Here is a 20,719-nt window from a genome sequence, read left to right on the forward strand (position 1 = left end):
GTATCTTATGAATAATAAAAAAACAAATAAAAAAAGCGTTCTAATTGGCTTAGGAATTACAGCAGCCACAATCGTGGCTAGTGCTGTAATTGTTGGAGCAACCTTAAATAAAACTAATAGCAATAATAGTATTAATGCTATTAGTGCTAATAATGCTTTAGCAAGCACTAGTTACAATACTTCTTCAACTAATGTAACACTTGCAAAAGCAAGTGCTGATCCTTCTCTTTTAGCAAAAGATGCTAATTTGGTCGATGTTGCCTCATATCGCCAAAATGGTTCATATGCTAAATTAAACCAAGTCATTCAAGCAACTTTAGAGTTTCGTGAAACTCTAATAGATATTTATGCTTTTGAACAATCAGGTAAAACTAAATTTGCAGTTTTATCAGCGTTTGCTCAAGGTAGTGGTTCAAGTATTGAAGCTTATAGTCAGGCTAAGTTTCAGGATCCTTATGAAAATGCAAATAGTGATACTTACACAAGTGCTAACCCACTTAAAAATCAAAAACTAAGAATCTTTACCTATGAAGATAATGACGCTTTTTGAAAATTAGAAAAAGAATATGAACTTCTTAATTCAGTAGTTAATCAGCCTAATAAATGAGAAACTACTATACCTAAAGACTTAATCACTCAAACAAGAGTAGAGCGTTATTTAGTTAATGTTTTTTCTAGAGTAATTGTAGATAATAATAATATTATCCTATTTGGTGATGCAGGTGGAACTGCTATCTTTAGTAATCCAGGAACTAATATTACTAAATTAGATTGATTAGGAACAACTGCTTCAGGTGTAAGTCTAGCTGCTGGTAAATCAAATACCATCAGTATGTTTTTACATAAAACTGATAGTAACACAAGCAGATCACAACTAGTAACTAGCAAAGTAAGTACAAGTGATCTAAATAATGAAAATGAAACTGCTTTAAAAGCAGGTAATTATACTATCAATACAAATGATAACGGTTGAACTGATACTTCTATCAAGTCTTCATTAGAATCTAATTACAAAAATTATCTAGATAATCAATGAAATACAAATGCTTTTATTAAATTAGATAATGGTAATTATCTATTTGGTGGTTCAGGTGAATATTTAGCAGTTGTTAGTGCAAGTGGTAGTGTTTCATCAAGAAGTTATGGAACATTCCAAACTAAAGAAAAATTTGATCAATCATTCAAAAATCCTACACAAACAACTTATGATTCAACCAATTGACATGAAAAATATACAAAAGATTATGCTACTTTATGATCTTCATCAATTAATAAATTTATTAAATCAAACAATAAAATTTATGCAATTGGTGGACTAAATGAAACAGGTTACATTAGAGAAATTTCTTCATCAGGTCAAGCAACCAGTACAACTAAAACCTATACTGCCTCAGGTGCTTTAATCGACATCATTGAAGATGGTAATAACGGTTTTATTGCAATTAGTAATAAAAACGTTTTATTCTTAAATAGTAGTTTAGCTGTTACTAAAACAATTAGTGCCCAAACATATCTATCTGCTTCTTCAGGTAAAGATAACATGCAGTTCTTTACTAAAATCTTACCATCAGGTGATGGCAACTTTACCTTATTATCTCGTGAAGGAGATCTAAGACCCTCTGATCTAGCTAATAGTTATTTAACTACTACAGGAGAAACTTCATTATTTAATAATGGTAAGTTACTAGGTGTTAGATGATTCTACAATAACATGTATACTCGTTGAATCTTTAGTAACTATTTTGGTAGTGGTAGTTTTAAAGATAAACCTGCCTTTTTATATGTGCAAGAACCTTTCATGGATGCTTTTAATGCTAAACAGTTTATCCCTAATTTTGGAGGTAATCCTGTAGTTTCTTCATCTTCAGCGTTAACTTTTATTGATAAATCAGGTAACTTAAAATCACAAAACACCAATTGAGGAGCTCCATCTTTTCAAGATGGGCTACTACGTTTAAGTGATTTAACTTCAATTACTAATTTAATTAATACTGCAGATGGTGGTTATATTTCACTGCATCTAGATGGATCTATTAGATTCTTAAATGAACAAGGTTATCAGGGTGCTTGAAAATCAACTAATAAAGCTAAAGATCAAACAGATCTAACAACTTTAACTACAATTGATTTTAATGGTTTAAAAACTACTTATAAAGCATCAGTTAAAACTTTATTTTCAAATACAAAAGATGGAAGTATTGCTCTTAGTGCAAGTAGCAATAATGTTTCGGTTGCAAGCATTTTTAATAGTGCAACAGGTTCACTAAGTTCATTAAATTTAACTCAAGAAGAGATTGCTCAAGCAACAATTGAGCCTATTACTGATCAAAAATACTTAATGTATACTAAGAAAAAAGTAGTAGTGATTCATGTTGCCAAAAGCAACATTACAGTTCAAGATGTAACTTCAGGTTTATTAACAGGAAATAAAGAAATTAAAAAAGTGGTAGCATTACCAACTCTTTTAACTTCTACTACAGAAGCAAATGAAAAGAATAAACTATTTTTAGCAGTTGCAATCGGTGCTGCTGGTGCAGTAATGAAAGATGTAGAAGTAGGTTTAGTAGCAAGTGATTTTTATGAATCAACTAATAATCCAAATCATTCAGTATTAGTTACACCTGCAAAGATTACTAAGTTACAATCAATGTCAGGTGATTTTCTAGATATGTTCTTAGATCCTATTAACGGGAATCTAACTTTTGCTTATTCAACAGGAACAACTTCAACTAATCCAACTATTAACTTCTTCTCAAGTCCAGTTGCTAATTTAGATAAGTTTGATTATCATAGTAGTGTGAGTTATACACATAATGATAATGATGATGTAACTCAATGAAAACAAAATGCAAGTACAAATATTAATAAATGAAAAGCAGCAACTGGTAAAACATTAAAAATGTCAGAACATTTTGGTAGACTAAATGAACTAGGTAATATTATTACTTCAACTACTACAGTTACTTCTATTTCAGATAATGCTGTTACAAGTAGTTCTACTAATTTCACTGCAGGTCAATTACTAAAAGACTATAATAAAGACAGTGTTAAAACTGTTATTTACAATAGCAGTTTTACAGGTGGAACCTATACATCAAAAAATGAAACAAATGCCATGGCATTTGCTTCAGGTAAATCTATAGGTTCAGTTACTTTTGCTAGAGCCTTATTAGATAGCACTCGTGTGATTGATAAAGGATTAATTAGAGCACAAGCAACAGGTGGTGCTTCAGGAACTAATAATCCTAAATATGATAGCGTTAAAGAGAAAATCCAATTTCCTGCACAAAACCAAACAGCAGTTGATAAGGTAGAACATAAATTAAATCTAGGAGATACTCAATACAAACACTTTATTAAAGATGATTTCAAAATCACTCACTTTATAGGTGATGGTTTTGGTGGTTTTTATGTCGCAGGACAAAAAACCTTAATCAGACTAGATGGTCAATTTAAAGTTATTAATTACACCTATCTAGGTGAATTTAATGGTACAAGTGGAAGCAAACCAGAAGAAATTACAAGTCTTAGTTTAGATAAACTAGGTAATCTAGTTATTAATAGTAACTTAGCTAAAACAGTTGTTTTAAACCCGCTATTAAAAACAGGCTTTATTCAATATGCTGCTAATAAGAGTTTATATGCAGAGTTTTTAGATAAACAAACTAAAGCAAATTGAACAACTCAACAAACCGCTTGATTTAGTACACAATTAACTACTTATGATTCAGATACTAATAAGGCAACTGCTTCTAGTTTGGCTAAATTAGATAAAGAATTAATCAGAGTTCCTGATAAAGAACAAGAAGCTTTAGGCAAAATTAAATTCTCAGGTGAAACTGATAGTTTAGTAATTGATGAAACAGAAGTATGAAAATCAGGTCTAGAAGGATTTTCAACTACTGGAGTTAGTGCAACAACTACAGATGAGCAAAATCCATACAAGAAATTCTATAAGGATGCTCAACTAGAATATTCTCTAGAAGGATGAGTAAATGGTGCTAAAGAGCAAGTCTGAGTTACTTCTAATTCAACTACTTCAGCTAGAGAGATCTTTAAAAAGTTATTAGCACCTGGAGTTTTATCAGAAGGATCATATGTTTTAACCCCTGAATTAAAAAACAACTTTACTTTTGACAAAGTAATGGTACGTTTTAATAAAGCAGTTGGTGTAACTACTAATACTAATAAGATCTTCCCAGATAAATTAAAATCACCTTATAAATTAAAAAATGAAAACTTCAAAGATGCAGTTATCATTGTTTCTTTAATTAACCCTACAACTACATCAGCAAATCAAAGTAATAACACCCAATGGGGTGCTGATGCAGCCTTTTGAAACACATTATCATCAACTCCTGATGCTAATGCTTTTACAATTGCTAAGAAGAATGATGCTCAGGATCTAAGTAATTCTAACTTCAAGTTAGAATTACCAAGTTCGTTGCAAAAGTTATCTGTAATCAGTGACAAAAAAATTATTGTTAAGTATTCAAAAACTGATTCAAGTACAGATAGTGATTGAAAAGAAGACCCAAGTGAAGTAAGTGTTAACAATCAAGGACCACTTTATGTAGCGTTATTCATTGCAGATGCTAACCAAGTTAAAACTGGTGCAACCTCTACAACAGATACAAATGCTAAATATAAATTTAAAAATTATAGCTTCTCAGGTACAACAATTACAGCTGCAAAAACTGGTAGTTCAAATCGTTCAGAATCAAGACAAATTCAGTCATTTGTAATTCCTGAATACATTTCTGCTTCAGAAAAAAGCAATATTAAAACTGCAGGTTTTTCAGGTACAACAGATAATTTAACATTTAATGAAAATTTAGATGGTGACTTAAAAACTAAAGTTGATTCAGGAGCAGTAGAAATTGTTTATGCATTTGTACCTTCAACTTTCAATACAGATACTATTTCTACTTATTCAGTTGAAAAAGTTGATCCTGAAACAGTTACTAACTTATCATCAATTTCATGATTTACTAAAGAGTCATTAATTAACGCAGTTAAAGTCGAATCATTTGCTTCAAAATTAACTCCACAGCACAAAATTATTGCTCGTGTACGTTTAAAACAAGGAAGTGGTAACGAGAACAAATTTATTGTTTCAAATCAACTTAAAACCGTTTATAGTGGTTACAATAAGTCAAAAACTACAACACCTAGCGAAGGTAATTTTTCAATTGTTGCTAATGAATCAACTGCATTTGCAGCCTTATTAAACGATTCAACCACAGGTATTAGATTATCAGGGACAACTTCAGAAGATTTATTTGTAGTTTCAGGAGCAACTGCTTTTGACTTTACCAACTTTGCAACTAAATTTAATTTAGAAGTTGGACCAACTAATAGTTATGCTTCAGATACATGAAAATCTTTAACAAAAGATATTTCAACTACATCTATTAACTTAAAATCATCAAAAGATGCTTATGCTAGAATTCAAGCAAAAGATGGATGAGCAGTTAAAACAGGTGCAGATGCTATTAAGAAAATTGGTCTTAGAACTTTAACAGCAATTGGTGATGTAAATTTAAGTAACTTAAGTGATGCAACCAAACTAGAAATTAAAGGTAATTTATTCCATTTAACTATTGATGAAAAAGATAGTCTATTTAGTTCTGCAACTGAAGGACTAAGTACAGTTGAATCATTCAAAAGCAACATCGAAGTTGCTTATAAATTCGATAAAATCGATGGCAGTGATGCTGATGAAGTTTATCGTAATAAAGCAGACTTTATTAAATATATTCAAGGACTACCTACTGATACTTTAAATAAACTAACTAAAGATAATATTAAGGTAACTTATATTACAACTATTTTAGGTAGAGAAAAATTTGCTATTCCTAATTCAAAAGTAGCAGAATTTAATGCTGGGGTTAAACCATCTTTAACTAATGTTAAAGATTTCATTAAGATCGCCGATTGAGTAAATTCAGACTATATTAAGACTAATTTCTCATTACTAGGAGATATTGAACACTTAGAAATTAAACCAGTAGAAAATTCAGCTTTTGATACTACTACAGGGACAACTCTAGGTTATAAAGTACAATACGGTACCTGAACCTTCGGTACAGATTCAACAGCAACCTATTCATGAAGTGATAATTCACCTACTTCATTAGACTTAACACCATTAAGTAATTTTAGTAAGTGAACAGTTACAGAAGCAAATTCAACCACTGCAAAAGAAATTACAAGTATTGCAGATGCAAACAAATTCCATCGTTTAGGAATTCGTTTTGTTGCAGTTACAAAAACAACAGGTTCTAGTTCAGAAACTAAAGATATTGGTTTAGGAATTGCAAGTTCAACAGCAACTAATGATGTGCAAGATAATCATGGATATCAAATTGACCATACTAGAATTAAACAAATTATTAAATTAAGTAATGATTACTTAAAAACTAATTTGAAATTCAAAGGTGAGATTTCTAAACTAAATGAAGGTGTTACTCAAGCAGAATTTGAAAAAAATGCTTTCCCAGCAAATATTACTAGTGAACAACGTTCACAAGTAGAAATTTTGTATTCATTTGATGATGGTACAACATGATATACCTATGAAAATTTCATTACTCAAATTAAGGCATATCAAAGTTCAAATAGTGGACCACTGACTTTCTCTAATTTAAATCCTGCAGTTGCTAATTTAACAACTGATGTTGCTAAATTAAGCAAATTAGTAACTAAATACTCACTAAAATCAAACGTAGATTCAACTTTATTTGAATTAAGTACAACTGATACAGAGCGTGCTAATGCAGAACTTGATATTACTGAAATTAAATCAGACATTAATTTTACAAACTTATTTGCAGCCTTTCTAACAAATGAAATTACAGCTGGTCCAGATAGTGCAAATTTAGAATATTTAAATATTCCATTAACAGGACAACTGTTAACTAGATATAAAACATTTGAATTATTTGCTCAAGAAATGACATCAAGAATGGGAATCAAATTTGAATTCCAAACTCCAGGTACAGCAGATAATACTGTGTGAAAACCATATAAAGATGTTAAATCACTAGGTAATGAATCAAAAATTAAGATTAAAGTTTCTTTTGAAGCTAATGCAGACAAAAACTTCGTTATTAAAAACGATACTGCTGCAGTTACACAAACTGATAAGAAATTCACAATCGATAATAATAAAACTTTCACATTTGAATTACCAGTTCAAGTACCTACAAAAATTGATGTAGATACTTCTAAACTAGATGGTATTACTCTAGGTGGAAACACAAGAGATATTATTATTGCTGAAGATAAAGAAAAAGAAATTTTAACAGCGCTAGGTGCAAATAGCGACAAAGTTGCAATTCAATATGCAATCGGTTCTTCAACTACAACTCTAGCAGACTTAACAGGTGCTAGTCAGTTTTGATTTACTCGTGAAAACTTTATTAATAACTTAAGAACCTATAACCAACAATTTACTCTAGCAAACAAAAAAATCTTTGTTCGTTTCCAAATTGCTGCAGGTGTTGATAGTTCTAAATTTGCAGTTTCTTCAACTAATGCAGTTGAACATAAAAATTCAGATTCAGCAGTTGCTCTATATGTAAACATCGATGATTTTGCTAGACAAGCAGGCGAAAATGCTCCTAGTTTTGGTGCAGAAGATTCTACAAGTAGTCTTTCAAAAATTACTTTAGGAATTTCAACAGCAACAGGGGTTGATGCTCTAGAACTATTAGCACAAGCTAATGTTGAAGTTAAATACTCAACATCTAAAGAAGGAACTTATTCAACTACTTTACCTAAAGAATTAGGTGCAGGTGGAACCACTCCTGAACTGTGAATGAAATTCTCAGTTAAGGATACTTCTAAGAAAACAGTATTATCAACACCACAAAATGCTACTGAATCAGAACCTATTAAGTTAAAACTAACTAACCTATCAATTATTCTGACAGTAACTACTCAAGATATTGTTGATCTAGTTAAACTAACAGGTAATACTAAAAATATTACGATAGATACAAAAGCACTTCAAGAAAAGAATGCATTTGCCTTTGCAAATGCAACCCCAATGTTTGGGATTCAGTTATTAACTAATAATAGTGATGCTAGTTCAATTGATAATGACTTGCAATCAATTGCAGGTCAAAGTAAATGAATGAGTGCTAGTCAATTAACTACTGCTTTAACAGGTATTGACTTTGATATCTTCTTAGATAGAAGTAATGCTACTTCAAATCAAGATACTACAGCACAAAAATTCAGAATTGCAGTTAAATGAGAAATTAATGAATCAGCAGATAATCTATATAAGATTCAAGAAAACACTATTAGAACTTTCCAAACAGAGAAGTTAACTAACTTAAAATCATTTGTTAGAACAGCTAATTATGTGGCTTTACTACAACAAAACGTTAAAGGTAAAAGAATTAGTTTTGGTGGATCAGAAAGAGCAGAAAACATCATCGCTATTGATTTTTCTCAATTACCAATTACACCTGCTAATATCGAAAACCTTAAAACAAAAGGTGTAACACTTAATTTAGGTTTTGGTAATAGTAGTCCTGATTCATCTACAAACTGACAAAGTGATTTATCAGCAGGTAAGTCATTAATGACTACTTCAAATCAAAAACAACTGAAGTTGCAATTTGCTCTAATTTCAAATGATTCAAATTCAACAGTTGAGATTGAAAACACTGAAATAGTTACTAAACTAGGTAATGATCTAGTTATTCCTAGTGTTATTAAGACAGATAGAAATAATCTAAAAAGCTCAGTTACTCTAGGTGGTAATACAAAGACTCTTACAGTTGATGATTCTAAAGCTAAAGAAGGTATTACTGCCGATGCAGACAAAGTAATGGTGCAATACGCTATTGGTAAAGATGTTTTAAACTTATTACCAGTTGCTACAGGTGATGCTTCTGTATGATTCAATAAAGACACCTTTATTTCATCATTAAGTACTTATGGTAAAAACATTAAACGTGAAGATTTAAAAATCTGAGCAAGATACCAACTAGGTGCAACAGTCGATACAGATACTTATGTAGTATCTGATTCAACACCAGTTGAACTAACTAGTGATGAAGTTTCTCTTTATTTAGATCTTACTCTAGAATCATTCTTCAAGAGTTTACAAAACGGATCACTAATTTATCCTAATGCAACAACTAACCTTGCTCTTGGTACTGCAGTTAATCCTTTAACAGATGAGCAAAAGAAACTGCTATCAGAAAATAATGTAACTATTAAGTGATCATTAACTAAAGATGGAAACTATGGTTTAAGTTTTGAAACTCTACCTAGTTCAATCACTATTACTACCGAAGCACCACAGCTTTGATATAAATTTGAAACTAGTGACACAAGTAAAACAGTTTTATCAGATGCATCAAAAGTTGAACAAATGACCTCAATTGATGCAGAAAGAGTCTTTTCTCTAGATACAACTAATGTTTTAACAAACATTGAACTAAGTGGTAATACTAAAGACTTAGTAATTAATGAAGATAAAATGAAAGCAGCATTAAATTCTAATTTTATTGCTGCTAACTTCACAGTTGCTTATAACTTAGAAAATATTACTATTCCTAATGTCACACCATTAACAACACACTTAGGTCAAAATTACTATAGTGCTAGCGACTTAAAATCATATTTAAGTTCACTAACTATTAATATTCTACCTAGTCAAAAACTATTTAAAGCACGCTTTGTACCAGGTGCTAATGTTCAACTAGAAGGAACTAATAACCAAGATTTAGGTGGATCACTAAATTCAGACAATGTAAAATCATATTTACATCTAGAAGATTTAGTAGATGAACTGAAAACCCTGAAAGCAGTTACAGGTGAAAACGATTCAAATGCAAGTATTTCAACCTTAACACCACCTTTTACAGATGAAAACTTCCCAATTTTTGAACAATTAGTAGGACTAGGGCTTCAGTTACAGTTCACTAATGTAGAACAAAATGGACAAGGTGTTTTCACTGATGCACAAAACTATCCAAACGCACCACGTACCACAGTAATGCAAGGAGCAAACGCTAGTGATTATCTATACGCTAGATTCAATGTAACAAGTACATCAAATCTATTTGTTGATGGAAAATTTGGTGAATCTATCAAGATGTCTGTTAAGTCACTAAAAGCAATTATTGTTGGAGCATCAACTCTATCAGGAATTCAAATTAGTGGAAATACTAAAAACATTATTATTAACAATGTTCAAAGTGTTTTAAATAACAGTATTACTGACTCAACAGAAAGAGCTGCTGTTGAAGTACAATTTGCGATCGGTGATGCAACCAATAGACAACTTGTTAAACTAGATGGAACAAATACTTGATATGACCAAGCAGCTTTCACTGCTCAGTTATTAAGTTATCCAAACACCATCTACAACAAACAAATCCAAGCACGCTACTTTATTAAAAAAGCAGCAGAATACAGTGATGTTTATAAAGTATCAACAACTCCTTACGTAATTGTTGATAAAAGTATTGGGGTGAACGAAACCTTAAAAGTTTTTGTTCATAAATCACCTTTAAATCTAGCTTCACTATTAAAACTATCAAATATTTCTAGTGATGTGCGTGTTTCAGGTCAAAGTGATATAGACCTACCTCAAGGGCTTGTAATTCAATATAGTAACGACAACACAATCTGAAGTACAACTCCACCTGCTACTCTAGGTACAAACAAAATGTATAAAGCAAGATTAGCAGCTCAAGATGGTTATGTCTATGAAGATACAACAACTACTTTTGATCTAGATACTTCAAATGTTTTAGATTCAGTAGCAATGCAGAATCTACTTAACCAAATTACCTTGTCAGGTAATTTGAAAACCCTAACGATTGATGATTCAAAAGCGCTTGAAGGAGTACAACAAGAATCAGCTTATAAAGGTGAAGTAATTATTCGCTATTCTATCGATGGTAAAGAAATTAACGGACAAACTTGATTTACTAAGGAAGAATTCATTACTTTATTAAATAGCCTAAATGGTTATGCTAATGAAGTTGGCTTAATCACACGTGAATCAATTAAAGCACGTTATGACTATAGTTCAACAAGTGCTAAAAAGTTTGTTCTAAGTTTTGGAGCAGTCCATATTTCTGCAGAAAATATCAATGATAGTCAGTTCTCATCATTTACTGAACAATTGATAGTCGATGGAGGAATTAATGAATCAGTTAAAGGTTACGTTGACACTAAAGTATTAGATAGTTTAGGTCTAAAAGACTTAAAATTATCAGGTACCAATAATAGTCCAACATTAATCACAACTGAAGCATTTAGAAACTTCTTATTAACTTACAATAAGTTAAACCCAATCACTATTAACTTCGATAATAATGATCAATTCAGTGGATCATTTAAGTTATTTAATGCTACAGATATTGCTAACTATACAGAAACAATCAGTTTAAACACATTATTAAGTAATAGAAGTTTCAGTATTTCTTCAGATGCTCAAGCATTTGGACTACAGTTTAAAGGTAGTTCAAAATATGTAGTGGCTACAGATGGTAAAGAAGTTGATGATTACAAATATATGTTTGATAGTGGACAAATCGACATCTTAGTTGAAAGAAGTTTAACTCAAAATGTTGCTCCAACTATTACAATTGCAGCAACTAATGGAAGTGATAAACCTTACCAAGGTAAAACTACCGTTACAGTTAATAACAATAATCAAACTTTTGATGAGAATCTATTCACCTACTGATACTTAGTTACAAACGTTGAATACCAATCACAACAACTGAAAAATTTAGCAGAACAAACTGCTCTATGAACCCAAACTAAACCAGAAAACTTAAAAGTTGGAGATTTAGTTTATGTCAAAATTGATGTTAAAGATCCTACAAAAGATGTTTTAGTTAACCCAAATAACAACTACTCAACTACTGCCTTAAAAGTTACAGGTCTATACATTGATAAAGACAAATTATCAGTTGATACTGCTAAGATCGTTTATGCAGGTAACTTTACAGATACTTCTTCATCATTTGATGGATTAAGTCGTTTTGCTTCACTACCTCTTACTCAGGATGCAGATGGAAACTATCTAGGAGTTAGTGTAAAACTAACTACTAAATTAAAATTCATTAAGACTGCAGATAGTAATATTCAATACGATAAATACGGTGTACCTTTAATAGAACGTGAAGGGGTTGAAGATACAACTAAACCTATCATGTTAAATACAGGTATCGCTGCAACCAATGCAGAAGGTAACCCAGTTTACTACAAGTTTAATACAAGTTCAGATGGAGTCAAAACTCCAGGTAAACCTGTAGTTTCTGATGTAGAAGGCGACACAGTCACAATGTCACTTACTCAGGCTTCAAGTCTAGGATTCTTTGCTCAAGCAAATAATCAATCATCGCAGATTTTATTCCAAGATCAAAAAGTTGAATTTACTTATGCACTTAAAGATGGTTATTTATTAGAAGATCCTTCTTGACTAAACACTCATAAACAAGAATTCACAATTGATAAGTTGAAATACCGAATCACTTCAGATCATGCAGTTACTTTAACTAGTTTCTTAGGTAAATTTGAAAGAGCTTCAGATCGAACCACAGGAATTGCTGAAGGAACTTCAGGATTTGCTCAGCTAAAAGACACAGAAGCCTTGATTGCTTCTTCACTAACAGCAGATAGCACTAACGGAGTGACAACACTAAAAGGATTTAAAGCAATCAACGCTGCTTTAAAAGCAATTGATCCTAAATTAAGACTAAGTCTAAAATGAACTCGCCGTTCAAATAACCAAGTAACTACCTTTAACGATCTAGATAATCAAGTTCCTAATAGACTAGCTAACGGTGATCAGTTAATTATTAAAATCGATTCAAGCGATGAGCGCTTTGCTTATAATTCAAGAGAGTTTTCTTTAATAGTAACTGATTTAAAAAATGAAGTAGATTTATCACTACTTCAATTTGTCAGAATTCAAACAAGTGGCATCACTTCAGGTTCGGGTACTTTTGAGATCTTAACAACTAATCCTGAAACTTCAGAACAAGTCTTACCTCAAGACTATACTTATGAATATGCAGTGATTAAAGATGGTCAATACAACTCAAGCGATAGTCAATTAACATGAAGTACGCAATCACCAACTAACTTAAAAAATGGTGATCTAGTTAAATGAAGACTACGTTACATCGGTAGCGAAGGGCAAATTGGTGATAACTATGCTAATAGAATCGCTAGTGTACCTTGAAACCAAACACTTGTGCTTCAAGAAGCACAAGTAACTGTAGCAGATAAACCTGCTACAGTCAATGGTTATTTAGTTAAAAACTTAAAAACAAGTATTGATATTGGTAACTTCAGTTCAACTGATCTAGATAAAATAGTTGTTTCTTATGAAGGGGATAACACCAAAGGGTCATTAAAATATGATCTAAATAATGTTACTTTACCAGCAGATACCGATATTCAATTCTATGTCAAACGCACAACTACAGGCGATTTTGAAAAAATTAGCGACCTAACTAATGCTAATTTAAAAAATGGTGACCAAATTCAAATCAGGTTAATTGCTTCTGCCAAAGCAACTTCAGAAAATAAAACATTAGATAAAAGCGTTGTTTCAAGTACTAAAATAGTAGTTGGACTAAAACAGTCAAACGAAATTTTAAACTCAGCAACAACAATTGCAATCGGAGTAGGAGTTGCAGCTGCAGCTGTTGCTTCAGCAGCAATTGCTTATGTTTTAATTCGAAGATTTAAACTTAAAAAGTAATAAACTTTTAAGCAAGAAAAAATACCGTCATGTTTGTGACGGTATTTTAAATGCTTTTAAATAGTTATTAAGAAGAAGATTATTTTTTCTTGTTTGATGCTTCCATTAAAGCAAGAATCTTATCTAAGGTTTTTTTAGTTTCAGCTAGTTCAGCAACAATTGGCTCAGTTGCTTCTTTAACGGCTTTATCAACAATTTCTTTAACATAGACTTTAGTTCTTGCTTCCGATTCAGCAATTTCTTGCTTAACAGTTTCTTTAACAAAAACTTTAGTTCTCGCTTCAGATTCTGCTATTTCTTCTTTTACAAAAACCTTAGTTCTTGCTTCAGATTCAGCAATTTCTTCTTTAACAAAAACTTTAGTTCTTGCTTCCGATTCAGCAATTTCTTCTTTAACAAAAACTTTAGTTCTTGCTTCAGAATCTAGAATAGCTTGCTTGACATAGCCAACGGTTGCGTATTCATTATCAGCACCACCACCTTGGCCTGGCGGCACAGGTGGTACTGGTGGAACGGGGGGTTCAATTTTTTCCATGTCTTCACCTTCTATATCAAGCAAATATCTTGCTTTTAATCCTTCCTTTTTATATTCATTTGCAATAAAATGGACCTTATCCATTTTCTTAATATCTCAAACATTGCTGCAGATAGTATTTAAGCTGTTATTGTTTTTAGGCAATAAAATTTCTCCTTTGAAATTTATATATACCGCAACATATATAGTATATATAGTTTGTATAGTTATTTCTTTAGTTGCATTAATTTATTTTGCGCTACTTAGCTATTTTATTTTTTAATATTAGGAACTTGGCAACTAAAAATAATTCTTCTGGCATTTTATCTACCAATTACAATTATATCTGAGTAGGTTAATTTTTACTAGATCTGATTAGTAATTTGACATTTTATGAAAAATATCTGAAAAAAACACTATGAAATCAATCATAGCGTATTTATTTTCTTATAAAAAGAAGGTTATTTTTTCTTATTAAGTTCTTCTATTAAGCCTAGAATTTTATCTAAGGTTTTTTTAGTTTCCTTATTTTCTTTTCTAGTTTCAGCAAGTTCAACTATTATCGGAGCAGTTGCTTCTTTAACAAAAACTTTATTTCTTTCTTCTGATTTTAAAAGTGCCTTATCTACATAATCTTTGGTTGCAAATTTTGACATATTCTCTGTCATTCTGGTTTCAGATTCACCGATTGCCTTATTCATATTGTTAGTCATTCTTGCTTCAGATTCAGCAATGGCCTTATTCATGTTATTAGTCATTCTTGCTTCTGACTGAGCAACTTCTTCTTTGACAATTACCTTAACTTCTTCTTTTAAGCCTGAAACAGCCTTATCAACATAGTCTTTAGTTGCATATTTATTGTCTTTGCCACTACCGTTGCCATCGCCACCTGGATCAGACACTTTTGGTTTTGGTTTACCTCTTAAACTTAGATCGTAAGCACTTGCATCTTCTTGCTCCTGTAAGTTTCTGATTGGGGCGTGCAAATTATCGTTTTTCTTAGCAAATTCTTCAATATCATCACACAATTCTTTTGCGAGATCGCTCTTTTTTTCTTTAGCCATAGTTTTTTCCTTTAAAAAATTACTTATTTATATCTTTATAAACTGAATTGAAGATCTTTTTAGAAAATTGGTTTGTTAAATTTGTTAGTTCAGTGAAAATGAACTTACAAAAGTTCTCAAAATATGTGATCAACAACCGACCTAGAACTAGTTACTTCGGGATCAAACTGCACTAACGGTACCCTTAAAGTTAAAGTCTATCTAAAACAAGGAGATCAGTTCTACACAACTACTGGTGACTTAGTAACTGATAAAGCAAGCGCTGGTAAAGAAGTTACTTTAAGTGGCTTTAAAAATACTAGTCAAGAGTTAGAGGCAGCAGCCAAAACTTGATATGAGGCACTGCCTGCTACTTTTGCTGCTGATAGTGAAAGTGCGAAAAAGTTAGCTAGTGAGTTTAAAAGTGAAGAAAAAATTCAGGCATTAATTACAGCAATGACTGATGCAACTAATAAAGCAAAATTCACAGCACCCGAAGGATTCACAGTTAGTTATAGTTTTGTAAGTGCTGAAGATGTAACTGCTTCAGGAAATACAACTACAACCTTAAAATTCAAAGCATTATTAAAAAACGGAACAAACAACTTCAACTCTACAGACGGTAAAATCACTACTGAAACAGCCGTAGGTAAAGAAGTATCAGTCACAGGATTTACTAGTGAAGAAACCTTTGCACTAACTGCTTATAAAGCACTTACTGAAGAAATTAGAAACACTAATTTATCATTAAACGGTGCTACAGGTACAGAAGCAACAACCATGCAAGCTAAAATGGCTTCACAGGTTACAAGTGATGAAGACTATACAACTTTAAGCACAGCCTTAAAACCTAAAGTTGATTCACTAAACACTTCATACGCAGATTCAGGATTCAAATTCGAAATTATCAAAGTTACACCTACTACAGGACAAACTAACTGAGATAACACTGCAGGATCATTACAAGTACAACTATTACTTTCAAGTGGTGAAGGTGATGCAGTTAAGTATTGAAAATTAGATGCAGGAACAGGTGATGATCTAACTAACGCTACCGTAACATCACAAACAACTAAAGATGGTGCTACAGGTCGTGATGCTAATGTCACTGGCTTTACTACAGGACAAGCTTATTTAAGTACTCAATTAGCTAGCTATACTTATAAAACAGTTGCAGCAACTGATGCAACTAACCTTAAAAAATTATCTAATGTCTTTAAACCACTTGCTGCAGTAACAGAAGGGCAAGAACAACCTGCTGATACTCGTTTAAAAGATATGGTTGATACACTTAACGCTTTAAAAGCTGATAGTGTAACAGAGCTTGATGCTAACGCTGTTGTTGGTTATACTTTAAGTGCAACTGCAACAGATAGTAAATGAAGCGTTGCTAAAGAAGAAGATGCAACTAAATTAGCTTCAGTTACAGGGGCTTTCAAAATGCAAGCAGGAAGTCAAAGCGCTGGTGCTGAGATTACTATTAAGTCAAGTTCAGATTTTGCTGAATACACACCACACTTTATGAGTGTTTCAAGAATTGCTATTGATACACACGCAAATGGTCATGATAAAAACGTACAACTTAAAGTTGAAAACTTTGAAACCTATACCGACTGAAAAGCATTTATTGAAAAAGCAGCAACATTATTCAAAGATTCATCAGATAAACTAGATTTATTTTCAAATTTAATGGCACCTAAAATGATTGAAGCGTCAATTAGTGGTGGAGAATTAAATGCAGAATCATCTGTCTTTTATGTAATGCCTTATCCAATTGCTCAACTTCCAACAGATTCATATGAAGCTGGTGTATCAACTTTAAATAAAATTGGTGCAAGTAGTGAAACTTTAATCTTATCAGGAATTCAAGATTGAACAACTAACCCAATTCGTTCAAATGGAAAGCCATTTGTAAAAACTAAAAAAAATGGTGTTTCAGGAAGTTACTTCAAATGAGATAATACAAGATACTACTTTAATTACACATATCCTGCATACGCTACAGAAGGAACAACTGAGGCAATCAAAACTAACTTATTTGGTAAACCAAAAGCGCAATATTATGTACCTGAAGGTCAAAGTGAATCAAGAGTTCCAGATCAAGAAAAATATTCATCAGGTCTTGCAGTAGCGATTCGTTTCTTATTAGAAGCAATTATTACTCAGGATACTATGGTTAGAACACCTACTGAAGTGTCAGGTTCTTAATTAATCAATTTCATAATCTAACCAAAATTAAAAATTTAAAACCACGGTAATTACATACTGTGGTTTTTTCATATTTTTTTCACTTTTAAAATTTATAAGACCTGTTTTAAGAGTGCCTTATTAAATTAGTTTATAATTATAATACTTATAAATTTTAAGGAGAAATATGTCAGATAATGTACCTAAAGATGACAGAGAAGAACTTAATGTGGATACTTATTGTAAAGAACTTAAAGATCTAAAGAAAAACTATAAACTTTATACCAAAAAGAACAAATATATTTTTTCTGAAGATGGTTCGCAACTTAAACATGATTTATCAATCGAAGGAGAAAAAATAGTGAAAGAACCTAGAAAAGGTAGAGGTCCTAAAAAAGACAAAGATTTTAATGATTTGTACACTAGATTAAAGGCTGATTTAACTGTTTATATTGATGAAAAGTTTGATGTATTTGAACAAAACAACAATAAAAAACACGATGAAAATAAACAACAAATTGCTAATCTAGAGAAGAAGTTTGATGAAAATAAAATAGAAAATAAACAACAAATTGCTAATCTAGAAAAGAAATTTGATGAAAATAAAAAAGAAACAAAAGAACAAATTGCTAATTTAGAGAAGAAATTTGATGAAAATAAAATAGAAAATAAACAACAGATTAATAATCTAGAAGAAAGATTGAATAAGAAAATCGATGACCGCTTCGATGAAATACTTAAAGCAATTAAAGAAAAGAAATAAGTTTAATCTTATTTAAATATATGAAAAAAGCACTACGCAGATTTGTAGTGCTTTTTTGTATTTGTAAAATTAATTGAATTAGTTTTATTTCATTAACTAATTTGTTGTACCTTCGCCAGTTCCAGGGGTTGTTGCTGGAGTTGTACCTTCGCCAGTTCCAGGGGTTGTTGCTGGAGTTGTACCTTCGCCAGTTCCAGGGGTTGTTGCTTCTGATCCTTGTTGATCTACGCCTGTTGATCTACTCATAGTGTCATTAGTAATAATAGCTTCCAATAAAAAACGAATTGCTATAGCTGTATTATTTACATATTTACTTGGATGAGGTACTCTTACAGTACTTGTTCCTTCTGTTGCGTATGCAACTGGATGTGTAGTTGTATTAAGTAGTGAACGAGTAATTCTTCTGGTACCATCTCCAGATGTTTCAGCACCCTCAGTGTTAGCTTCATATAAACCGTAGAAATATCATCTTACATTACCATAGTCAAAGTAATTTTTTGATAATCCATCTTGACCGTTAGCTCATGGTTTTCCATTTTCTTTTAATGGTGAAGTATTGTAGTTACCAAATCCACCTAGTAAAAGAGTTGTTTTATTAGAACCGATTCCGTTATTAGTATATTTTCCACTTTTTGTGGTTACTGTATTTGGTAATTCACTCATTGGATAAGGATTGATATAGAATGTCTGGGTAGTTGAAGTTAATGCTTTATTTTGTAGCGCTGCTTCAACCATTTTTGCACCTAGAGCGTTTGAAAAGGCATCTAATTTAGCATCGCTATCTTTAAATAAATTAACTGCTTTAGTTGTTAAACTGCTTCACAATGTATATGAATCAAAGTTTTCTACTCCTAAGTGAATGTTTTTAGCAGTAGCAGCTGCAGCAGTAATATCTGAGTTTGTAGGCACCTTCACACTCATAAAGTGTGGACTAAATTCTGCTAAATCAGATGTACCTTTAATATTCAAAGCAGATTCTGTTTCATTGTTTTCACCTGGAGTTAACTTAAACTGACCACTAACATTTACTAATTTACCATCGATTTCTGTAGGAACAACAGTTCACTTATTATCACTAGCTGTTGTACTTAGTGAATAACCGATCACAGCATTTTTATCAAGCTCAGTTTGGTTTTCTGCCTTCAAGGCATTTAAAGCATCAATCATAGTTTCTAAACGAGTGTCATCATCAGCATCTGTAGGTGCTTTAAAGACATTAGATAGTTTCTTAATGTTTGCTTCATCATCACTAGTAAAATCTGTTTTATAAACAAAACTTTCTAATAATGGACTTAAATAAGCAACACCAGTTTTAAATCCTGTAACATCAGCATCTCTTCCTGTAGCAGATGCTTTATCTGTAACTGCTTCTACAGTAGCATCATCGCCTAATGTTGATTGATTAGTAGTTGTTAGTTTTCAATACTTGGTAGTTGTACCATTTGTACTTGATAATAAGAATTGTACTTGCAAGGCTCCTGCTGCATTATCAAAATTTTCACTTGCTTTTTTAATAATTTCAATTTTAAAGCCTGTGCCTTCATAAGAACTATTTAATGAATCTAGTTTTGCTTTTAAAGCAGTGTTTAAATTAGTAAAATCATCAGCGGCTACTTGTGAAGCCATTTTGTCTTTTAAAGCAGTTGCTTGTGTATTAGTTGAACCATCTAGTGTCATTGTTAAATTCTCAGTAGTAAGTTCTTTATAGATTTTTAAAGCAAATGCCTGCTCACTAGTAAAGCCTGTCACAGATACTTCTTTACCTGAAGCATCTGCTTTGATTGTACCGTCAGCACCATCAAAACTGTTTTCTCCATTTTTCAATAATGCTTTGAATTTTAGAGTTGTAGTTGTTGTACCATCACTAGTTACATCTTCTACTGAAACAAAACTATAGCTAACAGTGAATCCTGATGGACTTGTAGGTGCATCAAATTTAGTTTTGTCAGTAGTATTTAAGTTAATCAACTCTTTAATTTTTTCTTCACTACTAAACTCACTAGCTAATTTTTTCGCACTTTCACTATCAGCTGCAAAAGTAGAAGGCAAGGCATCATATCATTCTTTAGCCTTCGCCTCTAACTCCTGGCTAGTATTTTTAAAGCCACTTAAAGTAACTTCTTTACCAGCAGTTGTTTTATCAGTTACTAAGTTACCTTCACTTGTGTAGAACTGATCACCTTGTTTTAGATAAACTTTAACTTTGAGGGTACCGTTGGAGTCGTTTGCACCTGAAGTAACTAGTTCTAGTTCGACAGTTGAATTTGTTACACTTGTAGGTGCTGTGAATAATGATGTAAGATCTGTTGTAACTACTTCACTTGGTTTCTTAGCCACTAGTTCTGTATCTGTAACTTCTTTATCAACTACAGTAGTTGAATATCAACTTGTGACATCTGCTTTAGTTGTATCAACTTTGAATCCTGAAACTGTCACTGTTTTACCAGTAGCAGTTT

Annotated in this window: 6 protein-coding genes; 3 read left to right on the forward strand and 3 right to left on the reverse strand. The window is 31.7% G+C overall.

Annotated features, from left to right (window positions below):
* Positions 1-7 precede the first annotated feature (7 nt).
* Entirely contained in the window at positions 8-13,756 is a 13,749-nt protein-coding gene (gli521, locus tag CJF60_RS05080) for a gliding machinery surface structure protein Gli521 (protein ID WP_084232748.1), read from the forward strand.
* Between the two features lie 79 nt (positions 13,757-13,835).
* Here gli521 and CJF60_RS05085 read toward each other — a convergent pair whose 3' ends face one another.
* Positions 13,836-14,375: a hypothetical protein gene (locus CJF60_RS05085; RefSeq protein ID WP_143823584.1), complete on the reverse strand. Its 540-nt coding sequence runs from the start codon at positions 14,373-14,375 to the stop codon at positions 13,836-13,838.
* Positions 14,376-14,731: 356 nt separating this feature from the next.
* Positions 14,732-15,334, reverse strand: coding sequence for a hypothetical protein (locus CJF60_RS05090; RefSeq protein ID WP_084232859.1), 603 nt, complete (start codon positions 15,332-15,334; stop codon positions 14,732-14,734).
* Between the two features lie 123 nt (positions 15,335-15,457).
* Here CJF60_RS05090 and CJF60_RS05095 point away from each other — a divergent pair, with 123 nt between their 5' ends.
* Together CJF60_RS05095 and CJF60_RS05100 are read left to right on the forward strand one after the other, a co-directional pair.
* A complete protein-coding gene (locus CJF60_RS05095; protein WP_095279159.1) occupies positions 15,458-17,521 on the forward strand; it encodes a lipoprotein 17-related variable surface protein in 2,064 nt (687 codons plus the stop codon).
* Positions 17,522-17,687: 166 nt separating this feature from the next.
* A complete protein-coding gene (locus CJF60_RS05100) occupies positions 17,688-18,263 on the forward strand; it encodes a hypothetical protein (protein WP_084232862.1) in 576 nt (191 codons plus the stop codon).
* A 96-nt stretch (positions 18,264-18,359) separates the two neighbouring features.
* Here the strand turns inward: CJF60_RS05100 and CJF60_RS05105 are convergent.
* The coding region (locus CJF60_RS05105) for a lipoprotein 17-related variable surface protein (RefSeq protein ID WP_180737987.1) at positions 18,360-20,719 on the reverse strand (2,360 nt) is incomplete at its 5' end.

Source organism: Mycoplasmopsis agassizii, assembly GCF_002272945.1.
In the GTDB taxonomy this organism is placed as follows: Bacteria; Bacillota_I; Bacilli_A; order Mycoplasmatales; family Metamycoplasmataceae; genus Mycoplasmopsis_B; species Mycoplasmopsis_B agassizii.